The sequence below is a fragment of the Pseudacidobacterium ailaaui genome, assembly GCF_000688455.1.
GTDB lineage: Bacteria > Acidobacteriota > Terriglobia > Terriglobales > Acidobacteriaceae > Pseudacidobacterium > Pseudacidobacterium ailaaui.
Map to the genome: position 1 here is coordinate 424,872 of NZ_JIAL01000001.1, position 21,648 is coordinate 446,519.

20 protein-coding genes are annotated in these 21,648 nt (G+C 56.8%); 11 read left to right on the forward strand and 9 right to left on the reverse strand.

What is annotated here, in order from left to right; all coding sequences use genetic code 11:
- Positions 1-11: 11 nt before the first annotated feature.
- Genes N655_RS0101985 through N655_RS0102005 form a run of 5 tightly spaced genes read left to right on the forward strand, consistent with a single transcriptional unit; the run spans position 12 to position 5,256 of the window.
- On the forward strand, positions 12-1,055 hold the full coding sequence (locus N655_RS0101985) for a zinc-dependent alcohol dehydrogenase (protein ID WP_026441647.1): 1,044 nt from the start codon (positions 12-14) through the stop codon (positions 1,053-1,055).
- Positions 1,052-1,996 (forward strand): squalene synthase HpnC, encoded by a 945-nt coding sequence (gene hpnC, locus N655_RS0101990; protein ID WP_026441648.1) that lies wholly within the window; start codon positions 1,052-1,054, stop codon positions 1,994-1,996. The genes N655_RS0101985 and hpnC overlap by 4 nt, the downstream gene beginning before the upstream one ends.
- Complete coding sequence (locus N655_RS0101995) at positions 1,993-2,940, forward strand: phytoene/squalene synthase family protein (RefSeq protein ID WP_026441649.1); 948 nt, start codon at positions 1,993-1,995, stop codon at positions 2,938-2,940. The genes hpnC and N655_RS0101995 overlap by 4 nt, the downstream gene beginning before the upstream one ends.
- Positions 2,941-2,943: 3 nt before the next feature.
- Entirely contained in the window at positions 2,944-4,329 is a 1,386-nt protein-coding gene (gene hpnE, locus N655_RS0102000) for a hydroxysqualene dehydroxylase HpnE (RefSeq protein WP_026441650.1), read from the forward strand.
- A 27-nt stretch (positions 4,330-4,356) separates the two neighbouring features.
- On the forward strand, positions 4,357-5,256 hold the full coding sequence (locus N655_RS0102005) for a lysophospholipid acyltransferase family protein (protein WP_026441651.1): 900 nt from the start codon (positions 4,357-4,359) through the stop codon (positions 5,254-5,256).
- 44 nt (positions 5,257-5,300) lie between these two features.
- Here N655_RS0102005 and N655_RS0102010 read toward each other — a convergent pair whose 3' ends face one another.
- A complete protein-coding gene (locus N655_RS0102010) occupies positions 5,301-6,047 on the reverse strand; it encodes a tetratricopeptide repeat protein (RefSeq protein ID WP_026441652.1) in 747 nt (248 codons plus the stop codon).
- A 110-nt stretch (positions 6,048-6,157) separates the two neighbouring features.
- Here N655_RS0102010 and N655_RS0102015 point away from each other — a divergent pair, with 110 nt between their 5' ends.
- Complete coding sequence (locus tag N655_RS0102015; RefSeq protein WP_026441653.1) at positions 6,158-6,613, forward strand: SET domain-containing protein; 456 nt, start codon at positions 6,158-6,160, stop codon at positions 6,611-6,613.
- A gap of 44 nt (positions 6,614-6,657) precedes the next feature.
- Here N655_RS0102015 and N655_RS0102020 read toward each other — a convergent pair whose 3' ends face one another.
- Positions 6,658-6,987 carry a hypothetical protein gene (locus N655_RS0102020; protein WP_026441654.1) on the reverse strand — a complete coding sequence of 110 codons (330 nt, stop codon included), beginning with the start codon at positions 6,985-6,987 and terminating at the stop codon, positions 6,658-6,660.
- A 142-nt stretch (positions 6,988-7,129) separates the two neighbouring features.
- Positions 7,130-10,480 (reverse strand): TonB-dependent receptor, encoded by a 3,351-nt coding sequence (locus N655_RS0102030; RefSeq protein WP_026441655.1) that lies wholly within the window; start codon positions 10,478-10,480, stop codon positions 7,130-7,132.
- A 283-nt stretch (positions 10,481-10,763) separates the two neighbouring features.
- Here N655_RS0102030 and htpX point away from each other — a divergent pair, with 283 nt between their 5' ends.
- From htpX to N655_RS0102055, 5 genes are all read left to right on the forward strand, one after another.
- On the forward strand, positions 10,764-11,636 hold the full coding sequence (gene htpX / locus N655_RS16835; protein WP_044933810.1) for a zinc metalloprotease HtpX: 873 nt from the start codon (positions 10,764-10,766) through the stop codon (positions 11,634-11,636).
- A gap of 86 nt (positions 11,637-11,722) precedes the next feature.
- On the forward strand, positions 11,723-12,211 hold the full coding sequence (locus N655_RS0102040) for a DUF4149 domain-containing protein (RefSeq protein WP_026441656.1): 489 nt from the start codon (positions 11,723-11,725) through the stop codon (positions 12,209-12,211).
- Positions 12,212-12,278: 67 nt separating this feature from the next.
- A complete protein-coding gene (locus N655_RS0102045) occupies positions 12,279-13,361 on the forward strand; it encodes an FUSC family protein (protein ID WP_026441657.1) in 1,083 nt (360 codons plus the stop codon).
- Between the two features lie 193 nt (positions 13,362-13,554).
- Complete coding sequence (gene aroF / locus N655_RS0102050) at positions 13,555-14,613, forward strand: 3-deoxy-7-phosphoheptulonate synthase (RefSeq protein ID WP_026441658.1); 1,059 nt, start codon at positions 13,555-13,557, stop codon at positions 14,611-14,613.
- 109 nt (positions 14,614-14,722) lie between these two features.
- On the forward strand, positions 14,723-15,967 hold the full coding sequence (locus tag N655_RS0102055; protein ID WP_081823775.1) for a YncE family protein: 1,245 nt from the start codon (positions 14,723-14,725) through the stop codon (positions 15,965-15,967).
- Positions 15,968-16,046: 79 nt separating this feature from the next.
- On the opposite strand, the gene N655_RS0102060 is transcribed toward N655_RS0102055, so the two are convergent.
- The 6 genes from N655_RS0102060 to N655_RS0102085 all read right to left on the reverse strand — a co-directional run bounded on the left by N655_RS0102060 (position 16,047) and on the right by N655_RS0102085 (position 21,597).
- Entirely contained in the window at positions 16,047-17,279 is a 1,233-nt protein-coding gene (locus N655_RS0102060; protein ID WP_026441660.1) for a flagellar hook protein FlgE, read from the reverse strand.
- A 24-nt stretch (positions 17,280-17,303) separates the two neighbouring features.
- Positions 17,304-17,735 carry a flagellar hook capping FlgD N-terminal domain-containing protein gene (locus tag N655_RS20045; protein ID WP_069955799.1) on the reverse strand — a complete coding sequence of 144 codons (432 nt, stop codon included), beginning with the start codon at positions 17,733-17,735 and terminating at the stop codon, positions 17,304-17,306.
- Between the two features lie 16 nt (positions 17,736-17,751).
- The gene (locus N655_RS20475; RefSeq protein WP_155987480.1) at positions 17,752-18,648 is read right to left on the reverse strand and encodes a hypothetical protein; all 897 of its coding nucleotides are present in this window, start codon (positions 18,646-18,648) and stop codon (positions 17,752-17,754) included.
- A gap of 606 nt (positions 18,649-19,254) precedes the next feature.
- Positions 19,255-19,659: a hypothetical protein gene (locus N655_RS0102075; protein WP_026441662.1), complete on the reverse strand. Its 405-nt coding sequence runs from the start codon at positions 19,657-19,659 to the stop codon at positions 19,255-19,257.
- A 1-nt stretch (position 19,660) separates the two neighbouring features.
- Entirely contained in the window at positions 19,661-20,974 is a 1,314-nt protein-coding gene (locus N655_RS16845; protein ID WP_044933813.1) for a FliI/YscN family ATPase, read from the reverse strand.
- Positions 20,971-21,597, reverse strand: coding sequence for a FliH/SctL family protein (locus N655_RS0102085; RefSeq protein WP_162173473.1), 627 nt, complete (start codon positions 21,595-21,597; stop codon positions 20,971-20,973). Before N655_RS0102085 ends, N655_RS16845 begins: the two co-directional genes overlap by 4 nt.
- Between the last annotated feature and the right edge of the window lie 51 nt (positions 21,598-21,648).

Here is a 21,648-nt window from a genome sequence, read left to right on the forward strand (position 1 = left end):
AATAGAAGGTGATGCCGAACACGATGACAGCCGCCGTGCTCTACGGCAAAGAAGATCTGCGCATTGAGCGGCTGCCCATTCCCTCCGCCGGCCCCGGCGAAATCGTCGTCCGCATTGCGGCCGCCCTCACCTGCGGGACTGACCTGAAGGTCTACCGCCGTGGCTACCATGCCAAAATGCTTCGGCCGCCCATTCCCTTCGGCCATGAGCTTGCCGGCACTGTGGCAGAAGTGGGCCCGGGGGTGACAAAGTTTCGAGCAGGCGATCGCGTGGTCGCGCTCAATTCGGCCCCCTGTGACCAATGCTACTATTGCAGCCGTGGCCAGCAGAACCTCTGTGATGACCTGCTGTTCAACAATGGGGCCTATGCCGAGTACCTCCGGGTTCCGGCCCGCATTGTGGCAAAAAACACTCTGCATGTTCCCGAAAACGTCCCCCTGGAACACGCCGCACTGACGGAGCCTCTGGCCTGCGTGGTCCGCGGCCTGGAGGAAACAAATCCTCGGCCTGGCGATTCGATCGCCGTGATTGGCGCCGGACCGATTGGTCTTATGTTCATGCATGCGGCCCAGCTCTCCGGGCTACGTGTCATCGCCATCGTCAAGCGCGATGAGCAGATCGCAGCCGCAAAGACCTTCGGGGCCGAAGAGATCGTGCAGATTACCGCCGTAGATGACGTGGTCGCCGCTGTCCGCGCCCTTACTCCAGACCATCGTGGCGTGGACATCGCCGTTGAGGCTGTCGCCACCCCTGCCGCGTGGCAGCAGGCTGTTGCCATCGTCCGCAAAGGTGGCACTGTAAATTTTTTTGGCGGATGCGCAGCTGGCACCACAGTGGAACTGGATACCAATCGTCTGCATTACAACGACATCACGCTCAAGGCGACCTTCCATCACACCCCGGAGACCGCGCGACGGGCCTTCGACCTGATTAGCAGCGGACGTTTCAAATGCCGAGAATACATTACCGGACGCGCACCCCTCTCCGAGATCGGAGACGTCTTTCACAGGCTGATGGACCGCTCTAGCGACATTAAAACCGCAATCATTCCATGACCGTAAACGAACAGAAAGAGCTTATTGAGAAAGGCTGGGCCGCCCTTCCTGCCGAATACCGCATCCCGGAGCGCACACCCACGCTCGAAGAGGCGCGCATGTACTGCCAGCGCCTCGCTGAGTCGCACTATGAGAATTTTCACGTCGCCTCGTGGTTCCTGCCCCGGCGCCTGCGCCCTCATTTTCACAGTATCTATGCCTACTGCCGCATCTCCGATGATCTTGGCGACGAAGTTGGAAATTCCCAACAGTCCCTGGCCTTGCTGGACCTCTGGCAGCAAGAGCTCGATGCCTGCTATCGGGGAGAAGCGCGCCATCCGGTCTTTGTGGCACTGGCGGAAACCATCCGCGCCTGCAACATTCCGAAAGACCCCTTTGCCGATCTGCTCGTTGCCTTCCGCCAGGACCAGACGATCACTCGCTTCCGGACCATGGAGGATGTGTTGGGCTACTGCCGCTATTCTGCAAACCCAGTGGGCCATCTCGTTCTTTACGTCTGCGGATATCGCGACGCAGAACGCTTCCGTCTCTCCGACTACACCTGTTCCGCGCTCCAGCTTGCCAATTTCTGGCAGGATGTGATCGTGGACTACGGAAAAGGCCGCATCTACCTGCCGCAGGCTGACATGGAACGCTTCGGTGTGGAAGAGGCTGTGATCGCCGACCGCAATTTTACTCCGCAGTTCCGCGAATTGATGCGCTATGAAGTGCAGTATGCGCGGCAGATGTTTGAAAGAGGACTTCCGCTGATTCAAATGGTGGACCACGAACTGGCCCTGGATCTGGACCTTTTCAGCCGCGGCGGTCTGGAGATTCTCCATGCGATTGAGCAGCAGAACTATAATGTGCTGCGCGCGCGTCCAGTCATCTCAAAGACCAGAAAGGCAGCACTTCTCCTGCGCGCACTCAGCAGCAAATTTCTCCGGCGGAGAGCCGCGTGACTCCAACCGTCGAACAGGCGTATGCAATCTGCCGCAGGATTGCCCGCCGCGAAGCCAAAAACTTTTACTACGCCTTTGTGGCACTGCCCAGGCAGAAACGCAACGCCATCTGCGCCGTGTATGCCTTTATGCGCCATGCCGATGACCTCTCTGATGACGAGACCCTGTCCCGGGAGCAGCGCCGCAGGAACCTGGACGCATGGCTGGCAGCATGGCACGCTGCTGCGCAAGGGGGACACACCAATGATCCTGTCTTCATCGCCTTACGCGATGCGCAGGCCCATTTTCATATCACCACAGAATTGCTGGACCAGCTCGTCCACGGCACCGCCATGGACCTGCACACCGGCCAGCACAATCCTTCAGGGCCCGGAAGTGATGCGGTCCACCCTCTTCATCTTGATACCTATGCTACCTTCGCCGACCTCTATCGTTATTGCTACTATGTGGCCTCGGTAGTGGGACTGGTTTGCATCCGAATCTTCGGCTACAGCGACCCTCAGGCCGAAAAACTGGCCGAAGAGACCGGCATCGCCTTTCAGCTCACAAATATCCTGCGCGATATCCGTGAGGACGCGGCCCGCGGCCGTATCTACCTCCCTATTGAAGACCTGGACCGCTTCGGCGTCTCTTTGCACGACATTCTCGACCTCAAAGATGGCCATCACCTTACCCTCAACCAGCGCGAACTGCTTGAGTTTGAAGCCGGCAGGGCCGAAAAATATTACCAGTCAGGCCATGCTTTGCTGCCTTTGATTTCCCCCGATGCACGGCCCGCTCTCTGGGTCCTGGTTGCGATCTATCATCGCTTGTTGCAGCGTATCGCAGCCCGGAATTACGACGTCTTTTCGCATCGTATTTCCGTGCCGACCTTTGCAAAACTTATGATTCTCGCGCGCGGTCTGCTTCGAATCCTGCTTGCGCGCCTGAGGGGCGGGAGTTAACGCATGGCTGGAAAATCCGTTACCGTCATCGGCGGGGGCGTCTCCGGCATTGCCGCCGCCTCTGCACTGGCCGCTTCCGGATACCAGGTGCATCTTCTGGAGCGTCGCCCTTATCTCGGCGGTCGCGCCTCTTCCTACGAGCATCCGGGCACGGGCGAGATCATCGACAACTGCCAGCATCTTCTCTTCGGATGCTGCACCAACCTGCTCGACCTATATGACCGTATCGGTGCGATCGAAAAACTCCGCTGGTTCGATGCAATCACCATGATGGAGCCGGGAGGTCGCCGCAGCATCCTGCGCCCCTCGTTCCTGCCGGCCCCGCTCCATGCCAGCCTTTCCTTTCTCCGCGCACCCGCCTTTTCCTTTCAGGACAAGATCGCCATTGCCCGTGGTCTCTCTGCTTTTATGGCCGGGCTGCCCGCAGACACCGAAGAGGACTTTGCCCACTGGCTTGCGCGCCACAAACAGACCCCTTCTGCCATCAAACGCTTCTGGGAGCCCGTGCTTTTTGCCGCATTAAATGAAGAGCTGGACCAGACCTCTGTCCATTACGCCGCAAAGGTCTGCCGAGAGCTCTTCCTCCGCTCCCCTCAGGCTGGCCGCATGGCCATTCCCACTGTCCCTCTCAGTGAACTTTATGGTCATGCCCTGGCTTCTCTGCAGGCGCATGGAGCACGGGTCATGCTCCGGGCCCATGCTACAGGGCTCCATTGGGACGAGGTCTTCCGTCAGTGGGTGGTGAAAACGGAGGGCGACAGCATCCACAGCGATGCAGTTGTCCTGGCGCTTTCGTTTGAAGCCATGTCCCGGCTTCTGCCCACGCTTCCTGAAGCTCCGGGAAAGGCCCGGCTCGCCGCCCAGCTCGCACAGTTCCATCATGCTCCCATTGCAGCCATCCACCTCTGGTTTGATCGCGAAATTACCAGCCTGGAACATGCTGCGCTCTTGGATACCACGGTCCAATGGCTCTTCAACAAATCAAAGCTCCAGCCGCAGCGCCACAAGCGTGAAGGACATTACATCGAACTCGTCATCAGCGTTTTGCGCTCCGTCATTCCCATGCAGCGGCAAGAGTTGATTGATCTCGCCCTTCGGGAACTGGCGCTCTTCTTTCCCATAACACGCCAGGCAAAGCTCCTCAAGGCTGCTGTGACTAAGGAAGTCCGGGCCACCTTCTCGATACGCCCGCAACTGGACCAGTTCCGTCCGTCCGCACAGAGTCCGTGGCATGGGATCTTCCTTGCCGGTGACTGGACCGCAACCGGGTGGCCTGCCACGATGGAAGGCGCCGCACGCAGCGGTTATCTGGCCGCCGAGGCCCTCACCGGACAGAAGTTTCTGCAGCCTGACCTGCCCTCTACCGGACTTATGCGTCTGTTTCCCTGAAGGCATTACACTGACATTTGCCGTGAAATGCGTGAAAATTTTGAGTTTGGTATTGTCTGGCTTATCGTGCGCACCCTTGGTGCGCTTCCCCGCTCCTTTGCCCGTGCTCTGGGAGCAGCCCTCGGTGCTGTTGCGTTTCATGCCATACCTCGGTTGAAAAAGGTCGGCCTGGTAAACCTGGCCCTGGCATTTCCCGAAAAACCCGCCGCAGAGCGACAAAAAATCCTTCGCAGGCTTTACCGCTACCTTGGCTGGCATTTGGCTGAGTTCTGCCAGATGGCGCATTACACTCCTGAATCCACTCGCAACTTTATCCGTTACGAAGGACTGGAACATTATCTGGCGGCCAAGGCCAAAGGCAAGGGGGTCCTGGTCGTCACCGGGCACCTCGGCGCCTGGGAGCTCTCTAGCTTTTACCACTCGCTGATGGGCCACAGCATGAGCATGGTCATTCGCCGCCTCGATAATCCCCGGATCGACGCCCTGGTGAACCATGTCCGCTGCCTGCACGGAAACCGCGTTCTGCACAAAGATGACTTCGCACGCGGGCTCCTCGATGCCATGCATAAAGCAGAAACCGTTGGCATTCTCATGGACACCAATATGACTCCGCCCCAGGGCCTTTTTGTTCCCTTCTTCGGCTCCCTGGCCTGCACTGCTTCCGGGCTGGCGCGCGTCGCCCGCAAGACCGGGGCCGCTGTGCTGCCTGGATTTATGCTCTGGGAAGAATCGGAAAGGAAGTATGTTTTGCACTTTGGACCGGAGATTGCCATAGCAAATACCGGCGACGACGAAGCCGACGCCATCACCAATACTGCCCGTTGCACCGCCGCTATTGAGTCCTGGGTGAGACGCTATCCAGATCAGTGGCTCTGGGTACATCGCCGTTGGAAGACCCGTCCTGAGGGTGGATCGAAAATCTACTGAACCGGAATCGCTTGAAAATTCCTAGCGCCGGCCGAAAGGACCTATCATCGCTTTGCAGACAGCTCGTGCAGCGCCTTGCGTGCCATCTTTGCCTTCGGTCCATCCGGCAGGGCGGAAAGATAAAGCTGGTAGTTCTGGATCGCCTCATTTTTATGATTCAGGCGGCGCGCAGCCTCCGCCAGATAAAAGACCGCATCCGCATTGGTGGGATCGGCCCGCGTCGCCTCTTTGAAGCGCTCATAGGCACCCTGATAGTCTTCCCGGTTGAGGTAAAACTCGCCCACATGGACGTCATGCTCGGCAAGTTGCGGGTCCTGGACGACTCCCCCTGCGCCATTGGAGAGGCTGCCCTCTCGTTCCCCTTCCAGATCAAGCCCTTTGGTCTTGTCGCTGCTGGAGCTCTCGCCGGTCGGGTCTGGAGAAATCTGCTCCTTCCCTCCGGTCTCTGTAGCTCTGGCCGCTGCTGCTGCCTTTTGTGAGACATCTTCCGGGAACGGGTTTTCATCGGCAGTAGATTTCTTCGGCTGCTGCTGGCTCCCTTTCTCCGTCGTCAGCTTTGGCCCATCGGAGCTCGGATTCTGCGCTGCTGGCGGACAAGTGCTGCTGGACTTCCATCCGCCGTTCCCACCCTTGGTGGCCCCAAAGCTGCAGTTCTTGTCCGTTTGTGAAGCAGGCGGCTGAGCAGGGTGTGGAGGTGGGGCATAGGGATCGGATGATTGCTGTTGCGCGTGGACAGCCGGGAGAAAAAGCAGGACTGCCGCCAAAACCGAATACAAAAGAAATCGCCGCATGGACCTTCTACTACAGTAGACGCAGCACACCCCCGAAAAGATGGAAAAGCCTACTCTTCAAGTACCCTCTTCTTGTCCTGGGGCTGGATCTTGCTATACTCGGCTCAAATATGGCCCTTATCATTCGTTCGTCCGCCATCCATGCGGCAGGCTGCTACACCACTGCGCCAATCAAAAAAGGCACGCGCGTGGTTGAATACACGGGACCTCGCATCACCAAAGACGAGGCCGATGAGAAATATCAGAATTCGCCAACGACTTACCTGTTTGGCATCGGCGACGGATCGTATGTGATAGACGGCCACGGCACGGCCATGTTCATCAATCATTCCTGCGACCCGAATTGCGAAACCGACGAAATCAATGGCCGTGTCTGGATCAGGGCCATCCGCGACATCGCGGCAGGCGAAGAGCTCACCTATGATTATTGTCTTTACGATGGCGAAGACGAAGAAGCGCCCTGCAATTGCGGCGCTGCCAATTGCCGTAAGACCATGTATTCGCAGGAAGAAATCAGAAAGCGCAGACGTTCAAATCTCAGAACAAACCGAGGACCTAGGAAGTAATTTCCTGTCCCCGGTTCTTTGCAAAGTATTCGTTTGGCTTCGTTTTAGCTTGATTTCTGGGCAGAAACAGAGTTCACCGTAATGGTATCGCCGTCTACCGTTCCGGTAATCGACACATTCTTGCCTGCCATGGCCTTTACCTGCGACTCATCGCCCTTCAATTTGTAGACCTTGCCGTCGCTCACCAGAACAGCGTCCGAGCCACCCTTGATGCATTTCTTCACACATTTGGTCGCGTCGGCACTCGGTGAGCTGTGAGCAGCCCCACAATGCGCATCGCTGATGTAGCCATTCATCGTCGTGGAAGACTGCGCCGAAAGCCCCATGGCCCCCAACGCCAGAAGACCTGTTACTGCGAGTGTATTCAGCTTCATGCTGTGCTACTCCTTTGGATGAAAACCACAATCAGCATACGCCATGGAAGCGAAAAAAGGCAGGGATTTTGCGGACTTTTGATCCCGCAAAAAATAAGCGGAGGACCTTTGTCCTCCGCCATGCAAAATGGATTTCCTGTCTTTAGAAGTTAAAGCTGGCCTTCAACTGGATGAGACGCGGGGAAGCATCTCCACCCAGAAACGCACCAAGAATCGAGGTAGGTGTGTTGGCCGTGGTGTAGATAATGCCATTAGAGCTTCCATAGGTCACATCCGCATATGGAATCTGGAAGTTCGGATGGTTAAACAGATTGAAGAACTGTGCTCCTACCTTCAACCTCGCTGAATCCCAGCCATGGATCCTGAAACCCTTCGTCAGGTCCAGATCGAAGTCTGTGTAGTTCGGACCATAAAGCTGGTTGCGGCGCTGCTGCCCGAAATCCGTCGAACTGGTGAAATGGGAAGCAAATTCGCACGGAGTGGTCGTATGGGATCCCCCGCCGCAGTGATGATTGAAGTTGTTATCAAGCTGTTTGGCAAGCGCTGCATTGCCGTAAATATTGTTTCCCGTGTTGTCATACACCGAGAAAGGATATCCGGAATTATGAAAAATCGTTCCGGCAATCTCCCAGTCATCGGTCACGACGTGAGGACCTCCCCAGTAGGGGACCGTAATGGCGTAGTTTGCTGAGATGTAATGCCGTGTATCATAATCGGCATTCCCATAATTCTGATGCAGGTCATAAGGATTGATCTGTCCGACTGGATTGACGCCAAAAGCATCGAACCCGCCATTGGAGATCTCGTCCAAAGCATGACCATAAGCATAGTTAAATTGCATGGTCAGCCACTTACGGCGGCTTGTAGCTGTTGCAATCAAACCATTGAAGTTTGAGCTTGCGCCACTGTAGTACTCCGTGACGGAAGCAAAGGACTTATTCGGCAGCCTGGAAGGCAGAGTGGCATTTGTCCCGGGGACAGCGTCATATGCATTCGGCATCCTGGGCACAGGCTCGTGGTAACCGTGATTTCCAATATAAGTCACGCTGACCACTGTGTTTTTCGCTACTTCCCGCTCCACTGCCAGGCTCCACTCTTCAAATGTCGGCAGATAGACCTTATGGGCCACAGATGTTACTGTAGGACGCCGGAAAACGCCTCCTGAAGCAGCATACAGACTTGCATAGCTGCCGCCCTGCGGAAACTGCTGCTGGAAAAGCTTATCGGAGGTCACGGAGATTGCATGGCCGCTGGCGGAATTCTGTGTGTCCACCGTGATCGGGTTTCCATAAATTGCACCCAAAACCGTCCAACGGTCTACATCGGGCGGATTGGAAAGAAGATTGCCCATGATCTGCGCCGGGAAGTAATTTGCAAACATTCCGAAACCACCGCGGACGGTCGTCTTGGAATCGGCCCCCTCGGGCAGCCATGCAAAACCAATGCGCGGCTCCCATGCAACATTCTGCTGATCAAAGAACGCACGCTTCCGGTTGGCTGAGATCAATGTGTTATACGGCGTTGTAGATGCCGTGCTCAGAGAAGAGAAGTCCTGGCTGAAATTCGCAATGCATTTGGTCAGACAAATTGGATTTGAATTGTGCTCCAGCCGCAGGCCATATGTCAGCGTGAAGTTAGGAAGGACCTTCCACTGGTCCTGCAGGTAGGCCCCCATCACATAGAGTGCAACCGGGTTGCTCAAGCGCAAAGGAATGCGCTCCGCCCATTCGTCAGAATAACCTGCGGCAAAGTCCCCCTGGTCTAAAATAAAGTTTTCACCACCAGCAAACGCCACGTTGTGTTCACTGGACGTGAAGTCCGTGATGTCGTCCCGGCGCATGGTGAAGCCGAGCTTGATGGTGTGCGCGGCCTTGGTCCAGCTCAGATCATCGTTAAACTGATATCCAGTTACATTGCGGCCCTGGGGGAAAGCGTAATCCGCGTTGCCGACCCATTCCGAGGAATTTGCTCCCAGGTCCCAGTCGCCACCGCTAGCATTTCCCTCTGGAATAAGAACAAATGGAACCGTTTGCGCGAGCTTGGTCGCATTGGTATTCGTAAAGATTGCGCGGTAGTAACTGGCTGCAAACAGAAACTGGTTGGTCAGATAAGAAGAGAAGGTATGGGTCTCATTGAGCTGCCCCTCATAGGAAGGCTGCGGGCTTTCCGCGTTGAAAATTGGATTGAGGAAGCTCGTGGCCGTGGGCTGTACACCCTTATCGACCTTGAAGTGAACAAACAGATGATCATCATCGGAGAGATTGAAGTCCGTTCTACCGGTGATTAACCACTCACGGCCAAAGTTTGTCGTCTGTCCATTAAAGATCCAGGAGTCGGGATCATTTGGGTCCTGGTAACCCGATTTCCAGTTCGGCGCGTTGTTGTAGTAATTAAAAATTGTCTGATAAAGGGGTGCCTCACTGGAATTTCCGTTGTCCGCAAGATTTCCATACGGAGTGAGAGGGCTGTTCTGCCCGGCGGGACCAAGAACAGCGGCCTGGTAAGCCGGGCTCGGGCCATAGGCCGTTCCGCGCACAGGAATAATGACGCGGATGCCTTCATAGTCCACGAACCAGAATGCCTTGTCCTTTTTAATTGGCCCCCCGACGGCAGCTGCCCACTGGTTCGCATTGTCAAAATTTCGCGGCGATCCAGCCTGCTTGTTGAAGTAGCTGTTGGCGTTCATAATGCGGCCATTCCACCAGTAGGTCGCATTTCCATGGAAGGCATTGCCACCCGAGCGGCTGATCTCGTTCACCTGCGCGCCACCCAAGCCACCAAAAGCTGCATCATAGGCATTCGTGATGACCGTAACGGTATCGACGTCATTATTTCCGAGCAGAAGGTTCGTTGCTCCCGAATTATTCAGGTTCAGGTAGGGGTCTCCTTCGTAACCACCATTCACGGTAAACGTGTTGGCCGTAGCAGGAAGACCGTTCGTCGCAAAATTTCCATACCCACCCTGCGTGTTCATTACGGCCCCAGGGGTGGTCTGGGCCACAAAGGTCAGGTCATTTCCCGGATTCGGAAGGGTCTGGATTTGCTGCAGGCTAAAACTGGTCGAGACCTGAGCATCATCCGTATGCAGAACGGGAATTTCCGTCCCCGTCACTTGGACCGTCGTAACGCCCTGTCCCACGCTGAGCATGACATTCACCGGCGTGATAGTCCCTGCCGATACAGTCGCATTTAAGGTAGCGGCTTGGAACCCTGTCGCAGTCACAGAAATCTTGTAGGCTCCGGGAGAGAGCAGCGGAACACGGAAATCGCCTGTTCCATTGGTTACTGTCGTTTTTATCTGACCATTGCTTTCACTGGTAACTGTAATTTGTGCATTCGATACAGCGGCACCGGACGGATCTGTAACTGTTCCGGTAATGTCGCCTGAAATATTCGATTGGGCTTTGGAGATACCCAGCGAGAACCACTGAACCAGGAAAACAAGGCTGACTGCTGCAAACAGCTTCAGACCTTTAAACCAAGTATGTTTCATTCACATCTCTCATAAATTTTGAAGTTTGGGGGTGCAGTACGCCGGCATGATAAGGCAATTCAAAGACCAATCAAAATTGAATCCAAACTTCATCGCTTATTTGCATAAAAAATAAAGGCTTATTCAATGTCTAAATATTTACTTAGCCGTAATATCTATTAACTTCTTAATAAAACATTTATTCCATTTTTCATATCTAATTTCCATACGTCATAGGGTCATACCCATTGGCTCCGTGAAACAATATCCTTAGCGGTTCATCAAATTGAAGGAGGGCCGCGTCATGAATACCTTCAAAACTGCTCTCTTAATGACTGCGCTTACGCTGTTTCTCCTCTTTCTTGGGGACCATTTTGGCGGGCGCAATGGACTGGTCCTGGCCTTTGTCTTTGCTGCCGGAATGAACTTTTTCAGCTACTTTTACTCAGACAAGCTGGCGCTGGCCATGTACCGGGCGCAGCCAGTCACACGCGAGGAACTTCCCCGTGTCTACCAGGTAGTCGAGCGGCTCACCCAGCGCGCTGGACTTCCGATGCCGAAGATCTATGTCATTCCCACGGATTCACCCAATGCCTTTGCTACAGGACGCAATCCTAAGCACGCATCTGTGGCCGTAACACAGGGCATACTGAATCTTTTAAACGACGACGAACTCGAAGGCGTTCTCGCCCACGAGCTCGGACATGTGCGAAATCGTGACATTCTCACCAGCTCGATCGCTGCCACTCTGGCCGGCGCCATCACCATGCTGGCGCGCATGGGCTATTGGGCCTCGCTTTTTGGCGGCTATGGCGACAACCGTGATCGGGAGCGCGGCGGAGGCGGTCTTGGCGCTCTCTTCATGCTGATTCTGGCCCCAATTGCCGCCACACTCATCCAGCTTGCGATTTCACGCTCGCGCGAATATGAGGCTGATGCCACAGGTGCGCATCTCACTGGAAACCCTTATGCCCTGGCCAGCGCGCTGGAAAAGCTCGATGCCTACTCCAAGCGCCTGCCCATGCAGGCTTCCCCCTCCAACGCGCATCTGTTCATTGTGCAACCCTTGGTAAGCGCCCGCGACTTTGCCAACCTTTTCTCCACCCACCCGCCCATCCCCAAACGGATTGAGCGACTCATTGGCCGTCCCGGTCTTTACGGCACATCTGACCGCTAAGCAAAGAACAAACGTTTGGCGAACGGCCCCATCGATTACCGTCCGGCAAGATGGGGCACTCCCTCCCTGGCCTTATACTGGCTGCGATGAAGACCACTCTTCGCGCTCTCATTCTGCTCCTGATTGTTCTCTGGATCGGTGGAATCATGTTCTTTCCCATCGTCGCGGCCACGGCCTTTTCTTCCCTGCCCGATACTCACGCCGCCGGCACCATCGTGGGGAAATGCCTCCGCATCCTCCACGAGGAAGGACTTTTTTCAGGAATGCTGCTTGTCGTGCTTCTCGTGATTGCATCTCGCGTGGATGCATCGGGTCGCCACGCGGCCCTGCCGGTTCTGGTAACGTCCATCATGCTGGTACTCACTGCCTTCTCCCAGTTCTGGATCATTCCCAGGATGGAAAGTTACCGTCTCGCTGCTGGAGGTGCCATTGATGCCGTGGCTGCAAATGATCCCAATCGCGTGGCGTTTAACAGGTTCCATGTCATCTCCGAACGCGTAGAGGAAGGTGTGCTTGTAGCAGGGCTTGTCCTCGTCTTTCTAATAGCAGCAGACCGGGAAGCGAAACGGGACTGAGAATTCAAATTTTCTCTGAGAAACTCTCTGGAAAGGCCCTCGGCCCTCCGGATTACGCTGGATGTGAATGAGCGCTCCCTTACAACCACAAGGTTATCTGCAGGAAGTAGCGTGGTTTGAGTGGCAGAAGTTTTGCTGGACGACGGCCACCCGTTCCTCAATTGCCATTGCAGTCTGCCTCGCAGCCGGACTCCTCAGCGGGCATCCGGGCGGTGGAATGGTTGCGGCCGCCGGGGCCTTTACCGCGGGCATGGGCTCTTTCCAGCGCATCGGACGTTCCTGCATTCTGCCCATGTTTCTGGCCAGCATCGCCACCCCCATTTCCACCGGCATTGGCATGGTGCTGGGGCATGAAAGTATCTGGTTTGTCTTCATTGCCGGACTCTGGGCTTTGGGCTATGGTCTGCTCGCAGAATCTGCTGGCGGAACAAGCTGGGTCGGACAGCAATGCGTGATCGTACTTCTGGTGGGCAGCGCATTTCATGTCAACGCCGCCGCTGTTCTTCCCCGCAGCCTGCTCATGCTCGCAGGCGGACTGCTCCAGACAGGCATCACCACAGCCGTCATTTATTTCACTCCGGACAGGCCCGGCTCATTCCGACCCAAAACCGCGCCTTTTCTTGACCCCATGCTTCGTCAGCAGATTGGCAGCTGGCACCAATGCTTTTCACTACGCTCTTCCGGGTGTATCTTCGCCTTCCGACAGGCCCTCACCATCGGAGTTGCCGCCGAGATCTATCGCCGCCTGAACATCCCCAGCGGGTACTGGGTCGCCATGACTGCTCTTTTAGTACTGAAGCGTGACTTTCGGACTACGCTGGTGCGTGGCTTCGCGCGTCTTGCCGGAACTCTGCTGGGAGCTGGTATCTCCGGCGTTCTGGCCCGGTTTCTGCATCTTTCCCCGCTCACGTTGTCCATTCTTGTGGTGATATTCGCCTGGACGGCCATCTCTGTTACCAACGTGAACTATGCCCTGTATGTCCTCAACCTGACCGCATACATTGCTTTTCTGCTGGCCCTGAACGGACTGCCTCCAGTCCAGGTCATCCACCGGCGTGCCCTGTGCACCGCGCTCGGAGGAGTACTCGCCATCTTTGCGCATCTTGATGTTTTACGGAGAACCGGACACCCACCCGGGCGCCCGGAATAAAAAAAAACAACGAGGCCACTTTGCAGCAGCCTCGTTGTCCGAGGAGGGTTTGCTGCTATGGAAAACGGGTTGCTCTGCGCAACCGTTTCTATGAAGAGAGAACCCTGGCTTGCAGGAAAAGTTTCGCCCTTCACGCAAATTCTTTTTCCGGGGCTGTTGCATTACACTGAGGGGTACAGGAAAGGCAAAAATCATGCTTGTCGTCATGAAAGCGCAGGCCACTCCGGAAGAGATCCAGGCCGTCTGCAGCCACATTCAGCAATTGGGCTTCCGGCCCCACCCACTGCCTGGAGCGCAGCGCACTGCCATTGGCATCACCGGCAACCACGGCCAAATCGATCAGGGGATCCTTGAAGAGCTTCCCGGTGTTTCTGAGGTCATTCAGGTTTCCAAGCCATACAAGCTGGTCAGCCGCGACGCCAAAGAAGAAGACACCATCATCCGTTTTCCGGGCACGGATGCTTCCATCGGCGGGCGTGATCTGGCCATGATCGCCGGCCCCTGCTCCATTGAGTCTCGTGAACAGGCCTTTGCCATCGCAGAAAAGGTGGCAACAGCGGGTGCCCGGTTCTTTCGCGGAGGCGCCTACAAACCTCGCACATCTCCTTATTCCTTTCAGGGACTCGGCGAAGAGGCCCTTCAGATTATGGCCGAGGTCCGCGAAACCTTTGGGCTTCTGATTGTTTCTGAAGCCATTGATAACGAGGCACTTGAACTGGTAGACCAGTATGCCGATGTCATCCAGATCGGTGCCCGGAATATGCAGAATTTCTCCTTACTGAAGGCCGCAGGACGCAAACGCAAACCTGTTCTGCTCAAGCGCGGCATTGCAGCCACGCTCGAAGAATTTCTTATGGCCGCCGAATACATTATGAGCGAGGGCAATTATCAGGTCATTCTTTGCGAGCGCGGTGTGCGCACCTTCGCTGACCACACGCGCAACACCCTCGACCTCAGCATTGTGCCTGCGGTCAAGCGTCTCAGTCACCTGCCTATCCTCGTGGACCCGAGCCATGGCACAGGCAAGCGCAACAAAGTCATTCCCCTCGGGCGGGCCGCTGTCGCCGTCGGCTGCGATGGCCTCATTGTAGAAGTCCATCACCAGCCAGATAAGGCCCTTTCTGATGGCGCGCAGTCCATCTTCCCGGAACAATTCGCACAGCTTATGGATGAGGCCTCGCAGATCGCCGCTGTCCTGCACCGAAATGTTCCTCACGGCCTACAGTTAACGGAAGCAGTCAGCGCAAAATAACGTGTCGCTGCAAAAGATATTCACCGGGAAGTGGACCTTCAGCTTCCCTCTTTCTCTTGCTGAACTCAGCAGCCCCGGGAAGCGAAGCCGTAGAATCTGCTTTTTTGCGATGCTCAAACCAGCAAAAAACCTGCTCGCCCTCAAGCTCGGCGAAAAACCATCGGATGCCCCGTCCCCTCAAAGAGTCCAAAGAGCATTGCTCTTTGCCTCTCTGTTCCTTTGCGGCATTCTTACCGCCTGCCGGCCCCATGATTTTCCGCAGTTTCCCGCCAACTACCGTGAGTATGCTTACGTCACCAACGGGGGTAGCAATACGGTCACCGTCCTCGACCTGGTGAACCTCCGCCTGGACCGCGTCCTTTCCGTCGGCACCAATCCCACCGGAATCGCCGCCAACCCCACCCGCAATGAAGTCTATGTTGTCAACACCAGCAGCGGAACGGTGAGCGTCATTGACACAGAAAAAAATGCTGTCGTTGCCACCATCCCAGTCCACAGCAGACCCTATTTCATTGATGTGGACGCCAGAGGCGAACGCGCTTATGTTGCAAACTCCGGATCCAATAATGTTTCCGTGCTCGACCTCAAAGCCAGGCGCGAAATCGCCGCCATTGGTGCCGGAGAAGCCCCGGGAATGGCCCGCATCTCTCCGGACGGCAACAGTCTTATCGTCACCAACCGGGTCAGCAACAGCGTCATCATCTTAGACCCCCACTCCTACAAACTCCGCGCCTCCTTTAATGGGTGCCCAGCGGCGACCGATGCCGTCGTCCTGCCGGATTCATCAAAGACTTTCATTGCCTGCTCCGGCGGACATCAGGTCATGGCCATCGGACTGGCGCGCCCGACCAGCCCCCTGGCCAGCGAACAATCCGACCGCCTCCTCGCCTTCCTCGATGTCGGCCAGACCCCGGTCCACCTTGCTTTAAAACCAGACGGCGGCGAAATCTTCGTCTCCAACTTCAACAGCGACACGATCTCAGAAATCGCCACCAGTACAAATGAAGTGGGAGGGGCCTACCTGATTGGCGCACATCCGGTCCGCTCCATCGTCAGTCCGGACAACTCCACCCTTTGGGTCAGTAACTTCAATGCTGACGCAATCGGAGTCTATTCCATCGAGGACGGAAAGCGCGTCAATACCATTCCAGTTGGCAGCGGTCCTGACGCCCTTGCCTTCTCATCGGAAGGACACCTGTTGCTGGTGGCCGACACCCGATCCGGAGACATCTCTGTCGTGCGCGTCATCAGCCGTACTCCCTCGGGAACGACGCGTACCGGCGCGCTCTTCACCATGTTGCCCGCCGGTAAGCAGCCCAATGCCATCGTGGTCAAGGCCTTTCGCATCAGATAGCCCTGTCCGTCCCGGGGCGTCCGAACAGGTGCAGGAAAGTCATTTCCTTCTGCACAGCGCCCTGCCATCTTGATGCACTTTAGTGGACCATGTTGATCGTGTCCTGAGTGACCGTATCAAATGTAGTCACAGACTTGGCATTCGCTTCAAATGCTCTCTGGGCCACAATCAGATCCGCAAATTGCGTCGAGATGTCCACATTCGAGCCCTCAATGGCATTGTCCTGGATCGTCCCTCGACCACCTGTACCGGCCGTGCCGATCGTCGCCTGTCCCGAGGCCAGGGTCGTCTGATAGTTCCCGTCCCCCAGCCGGGTCAGACCCTGCTCATTGGTCACGCTGGCAACAGCCAGCTGGCCAATCACCTGTGTTTGTGAATTACTGAAGGTGGCCGAAACGACGCCGTTCGAGTCAACAGTGAAACCGCTGTATTGGCCCGCCTCGTATCCATCCTGCGTTATCGAAGCGATTCCGGAACCGGAGGCGGAAGCCACCTGGTCAATGGTCCCCTTGCCACTGGAGTCATAAAGGTTCCAGGTAAAACTGATAGGATTGGCCCCGTCGGCCAGCCCCGTAAACTGGACCGTCGGGTTCGTGGCCGGCGAGGTCAGGTTCCCATTCGCATCAAAAGTCAGCGTGCCTGTGGTGTTCACGCTTCCAGTAGAATCGCCAGCGGGAAGGGAAATGTTATAGGTCCAGGTGCCCGGGCCGGTCTTCTGAAAATCCACCGTCGCTACATGGGAAACTCCCAGAGAGTCATACAGCGTCACCTCGCCCTGAACCGATGTCCCCGTCGCCGCCGAGGCGTCAAGATTTGCCGTCACTGAGAGGGAAGAGGTCGCCTTCGGCTGCTCCACCTGACCGACAGGAATTTGGATGGCCGTGAGAGGGGCGTTCGTGTTCACTACGCCGTTGAGTGCAGGATAACCCATCACCTGCTGTCCGCCCTGGGTCAGAAGGTGCCCGTCGGACCCCAGCGTAAAGTTCCCCGCGCGCGTGTACTCCTGCGTGCCATTGTTTTCCACCACAAAAAATCCGTCCCCATTCAGGGCCACATCTTGCGGATTTCCCGTCGAAGGCGTTGTGGTTCCAGAGGAAAAATCCGTGACAATCGCACCGACCTTGGTCCCTGCTCCAACCTGTTCTGGATCTCCCGAACCACTTTCTCCGACCTGTTGATAAAACAGATCACTGAACTGCACATTCTGGCTCTTGTAAGCCACCGTGTTCATATTGGCAAGGTTGTTGGCTATGGTATTGAGCGCCGTATTATCAGACTCAAGACCTGAGAGTGGAATAAAAAAAGATGGCATCTTCTCCTCCGTTGTGTTTTGCGGTCAGACGTTCTGCCCGTTTTGAGTGAAGGTCGATCGGGTTTCCGAAGCGGCCTGGTTGCTGCTATGAGGAGCCAGCGCATTGGCCAGAACATGTGCCGCACTTGCCAGATGTCCGGCCAACAGCTGAGGGCTGCTGCCGGATCCGGTACTGGAAGTGCTGGACGTGCCGGTGCTCGAACCAGTGCCCAAGCTACCCACCTCCTGATTGATCTGGATCAGTTGTTCAAGGCTGTTGACCTGCACAAGCTGATCAATGTATGCGTTGGGGTCCGTCGTGGCCGTCGGGTCCTGATTTTTCATCTCCGCCACCAGCAGGGTCAGGAAATCATTAGCTGTGATCTCTGTGCCGCTACCGGTTGAGGAGGCGGAGCTGCTTGAATTCGACGTAGCATCCAGCGCTGCCGCCGCCGGATGATTGAGTTGTGCCTGCATCCGTTGTTCCTTTCTGTTATGCCCGCACACTGAGGCGGGACCATCCGTTCTCCAACTGGTTTCGTTCTTCACTCCCCTCTGCTTCTGGCGGGGAAAAGCCGATTGCTCCCTGCCCCTGCGGAAAATCTTGCTGGTTTCTGTTTTCTGCACCCGCGTGCTGCTGGCCCGATCCGGCATCTCCGCCCTGCATGGCGACGCTTACTGTCTCGATCGGAACATTCCGCTCCATCAGAAATTGCGTCAACGCAGGCGCTTCCGCCACAAGGGCGGCATGAGACGATACAGAATTGGTGGCCAGCGATGCGCTCAGGTGTCCGGAAGAGCTCTGCGTCTGGACCTCAACCCATCCCAAAGCAGGGTCCCGGACACCCACAGCCAGATGATGCGGACTCGTCCGGAGCCATGTCGTCTGTGGAAGCGTCACGGAATCCATCCGTTGAAAGGGATTGATTTGCAGCGGTTGCCGGGCGCTTCTGTCTGGAGCGTCCTGGGAAACCGCGGCGTGCAGCAGCGATGCAGCCGCCGGCACGCTCTCGCTCCCTGGTACGGATTGTTGCTCCGCGACTTCATGTCTGATGACGCCAGAAGACCCTGCGGGCGCAATTCCAAGCGAAACATGCGACATCTTTTCAGCGTTTTTTGATTTCAGTCCCGGCTGCTGGGCTGCCGTCTCCCTCACGGCTAGCGCTTGAACGTTGTGGTTTGCCGTGGTACCCTCTGCTTCCGTAGTCGACACCAAAGGCGGCCTTTCCGGCGGCCTGAGGCCCTGTGCTTCCTTTGTAACCTCCACCGAAGCCTGCGGGTTTGTTGCCTGCATCGCAGCCGCGGCATCATTCGTCGCGGCCAAGGGTTCCCCTGCCGGAGGGGCCTGGCTTTGCGGCTCTGCGGTGGCCCTGAGCAAACCTGGCTGCATCTGCCGTCCAGAGACCGGCCGTGCTGACCTTCCAAGAGGAGGCAGCAAACCAGAAGTCTCTGCCCCTGACTCCTTTCTCTCAGGCACACCAGCGGAAATCGGAGATGGCGCGAGCATCGATGCTGCAGCTGTATTCAGGATGTCAGCGCTGGGCCCTGAAGCAGGTGCGGAAGCCCCCTGCTTTGCCTCCGCGGTTGGAGACGGCCCGGCTTTGTCCATGTCCATCACAACGTCTTTGGCTTTGTCTTTCTTTTTCTGCGCCTGCGTCTCTTTTTCCAAGCTAGAGCGCCGAATCTGATTACCTTCTTCTTGCTGACCCAGGGGCACCGGCTTTGACAGATCAGCCGCCCCGGCCGCATCAGCTCCGACCCTGACCTGAGACGCTTCGGCCAATTCTCTGCTCTGCGGCTGCAACCATGCAGTCAGAAAAGAGAGCATATCCAGGACACCACTGCTCACCTCTGTCTTCGCTGGGCCGCTGCCGCCCGGCTCCGCCCCGGATTGGATACGAGAAACTCCCACCTGACCGATCTGCACGTTTTCTTTCTCCACAGAGATGTCCTGCAGCTCGCGTACCGAAGCCGAGGTGCCAGGGTAAGAAAATTCTCATCCCTTCGGCCTCCGTCTTTTTTGGCCAAACCAGTCATCGATCCATCGTTGTTCACGTCGATTGCGTACCAGATCATCGAGTGAGCGCTGCATGCCCAGAACACTCTCAATCTGCTGCCGCTCTTTGCGGTGTTCGAGATAACTGGACTTGGCCTGCTCTACACTCTGCTGTGCCATGCGCAGCGCCTCCTGGATACTTAACTCGCGCCGGTGGGCAAGCTGTGCAAGAACAATCTCCTTAGTCTCAGCCAATTCTGAAAAGGCTTCCCGCTGCTCATCGCGCAAAACCTCGGAGGTCTCTTCGAGCAGCGCCGCCTCTTTCAAACAGACCTCCAGCTCAACGCGGCTCAAGTCTTCCAGCAGAGAGCGCAGCCGATACAGGCATTCCAACGAAGCCTTCATCTCATACCTGCGCCGCCAGCGCCTTCAAAGCATCGCATCCCTGCGCAAAAGAGACGTCCTCGGCCGCCCGCTGCATCAGAAAATCCCGGATCCGGCTCCGCGAACGGACGGCCCGGTCCAGATCTGCATCAGCCCCGGGCTTATAGGCTCCGATCCGAATCAGGTCTTCCGATTTGGCATACACGGAGAGCATCTTCCTTACCAGGGATGCGGCTGAGCGGTGTTCCTCTGAGGTGACGGCCGGCATTAAACGGCTCACAGAGTCGAGGACCTGAATGGGTGGATACCAGCCTTCGGCCGCCAGCTCCCGCGAAAGCATGATATGGCCATCGAGAAAAGACCGCGCCGCATCGACTACCGGGTCCTGCTGGTCGTCCCCTTCCATCAGTACCGTATAGAAGGCTGTAATACTGCCGCGCCGGAATTGGCCTGCGCGCTCCAGAAGACGCGCCATCCGGGTAAAAACTGAGGGAGTATAACCCTTCGCCGTAGGCGGCTCGCCTGCAGCAAGACCAATCTCCCGCGCTGCCATGGCAAACCGCGTCAGGGAGTCGAGCACCAGAAGAACGTCCTTCCCTTGCCCGGCAAAATACTCTGCAATGGCCGTAGCCGCCAGGGCAGCGCGCTGCCGCAGCAGTGGAGACTGGTCTGAGGTCGAAACCAGCACCACGGCCCGCTTTCTTCCTTCCGGGCCAAGGCTGTCTTCCAGAAACTCCCCCACCTCACGGCCTCGCTCTCCAACCAGACCAACCACAATCACATCCGCATCACTATTGCGTGTCATCATGCCGATCAGCGTGCTTTTGCCCACTCCAGAACCGCCAAAAATGCCAATCCGCTGCCCACGCCCCACAGTCAGCATTCCATCAATGGCGCGAATCCCCGTGCCCAGAGGCTGGCGGATGGGTACACGCTCCAGCGGATGAGGGATCTCGCGGTCTACCGGGATGATGGCCCGCACAGCTGGCACTGGCCCCTGGTCAATCGGCTGCCCCGATGCATTCAGAACACGCCCCATCCAGGCGTCGCCCACCTCCAGGGAAGGCTGCGTGCCCAGCGCAGAAACTCGATCTCCGAAACGAATGCCCTCTGTGCTTTCCAGTGGCATGGAAAGCACATGGTTGCCACGGAACCCAATCACCTCTGCCGGATGCAGACGCCCCTCGCTGTCCATGATCTCGCAGCACTCCCCCACCGAACACAACGGGCCGGAAGACTCGATCGTCTGCCCCACAGCTTCAACCACACGGCCCTGCCAGCGGAAAGGCTGCCGCTGTTGCAGACGCGCAAAGTAGGTGGACAGAAGTTCCGTCATGACGGTACAGAAGGCCTTGCTGTTTTTGCAGACCGCTCACGGTGTTCCAACAGGTCAAAGAAACCCCGTTCGATCTCTGCAAGTTGCGACTTGACTCCCAGATCCACGCTGCCCAGTGCCGTTTCAAGCAGACACTCCCCAGCATGAAGCGAATCCTCGGCCACAAGCTGCGGGCGAAGGGGCAGAGATGGCATGAGCGCAATCACTTCACTCCACAGGTCGTACTCCGTGGCAGGGACCTTCATCCTCACCTCCGTGGTCTCCGCCAGCTGTCCCAGTGCCACACGCACGGCCCCTGCAAGCAGAAGCGGATCCATCTGGACCTCGCGGCGAAGGACCCTCTCGGCAATGGCCAGGGCCAGATGCACCACTTCGCGCTCAACCTGCGCCAGATAACCGTCCCGCACATTGCAAAAATCCTCGATCGCCTTCTGTATCTGGTCGGCAATCCGCTCCAGGGCCGAAGCGCGCAGCCGTGCTTCGGCCTGCCGGCCCTGTTCAAAGGCCTCCTTTCGTGCAGCTTCCAGCTGCTGCGCAAATTCCTGCTCCCGCGTGATCGCTTTTTGCTCCAGCTCCTCGATACGGGCCTTTGAACCCCCTTCTGCTTCCTCTACGGCCTGCACTGCAGGAGCTTGTCCTTCTTCCGGCCGCAGGAACAAAGGTTTGGGGGCGGT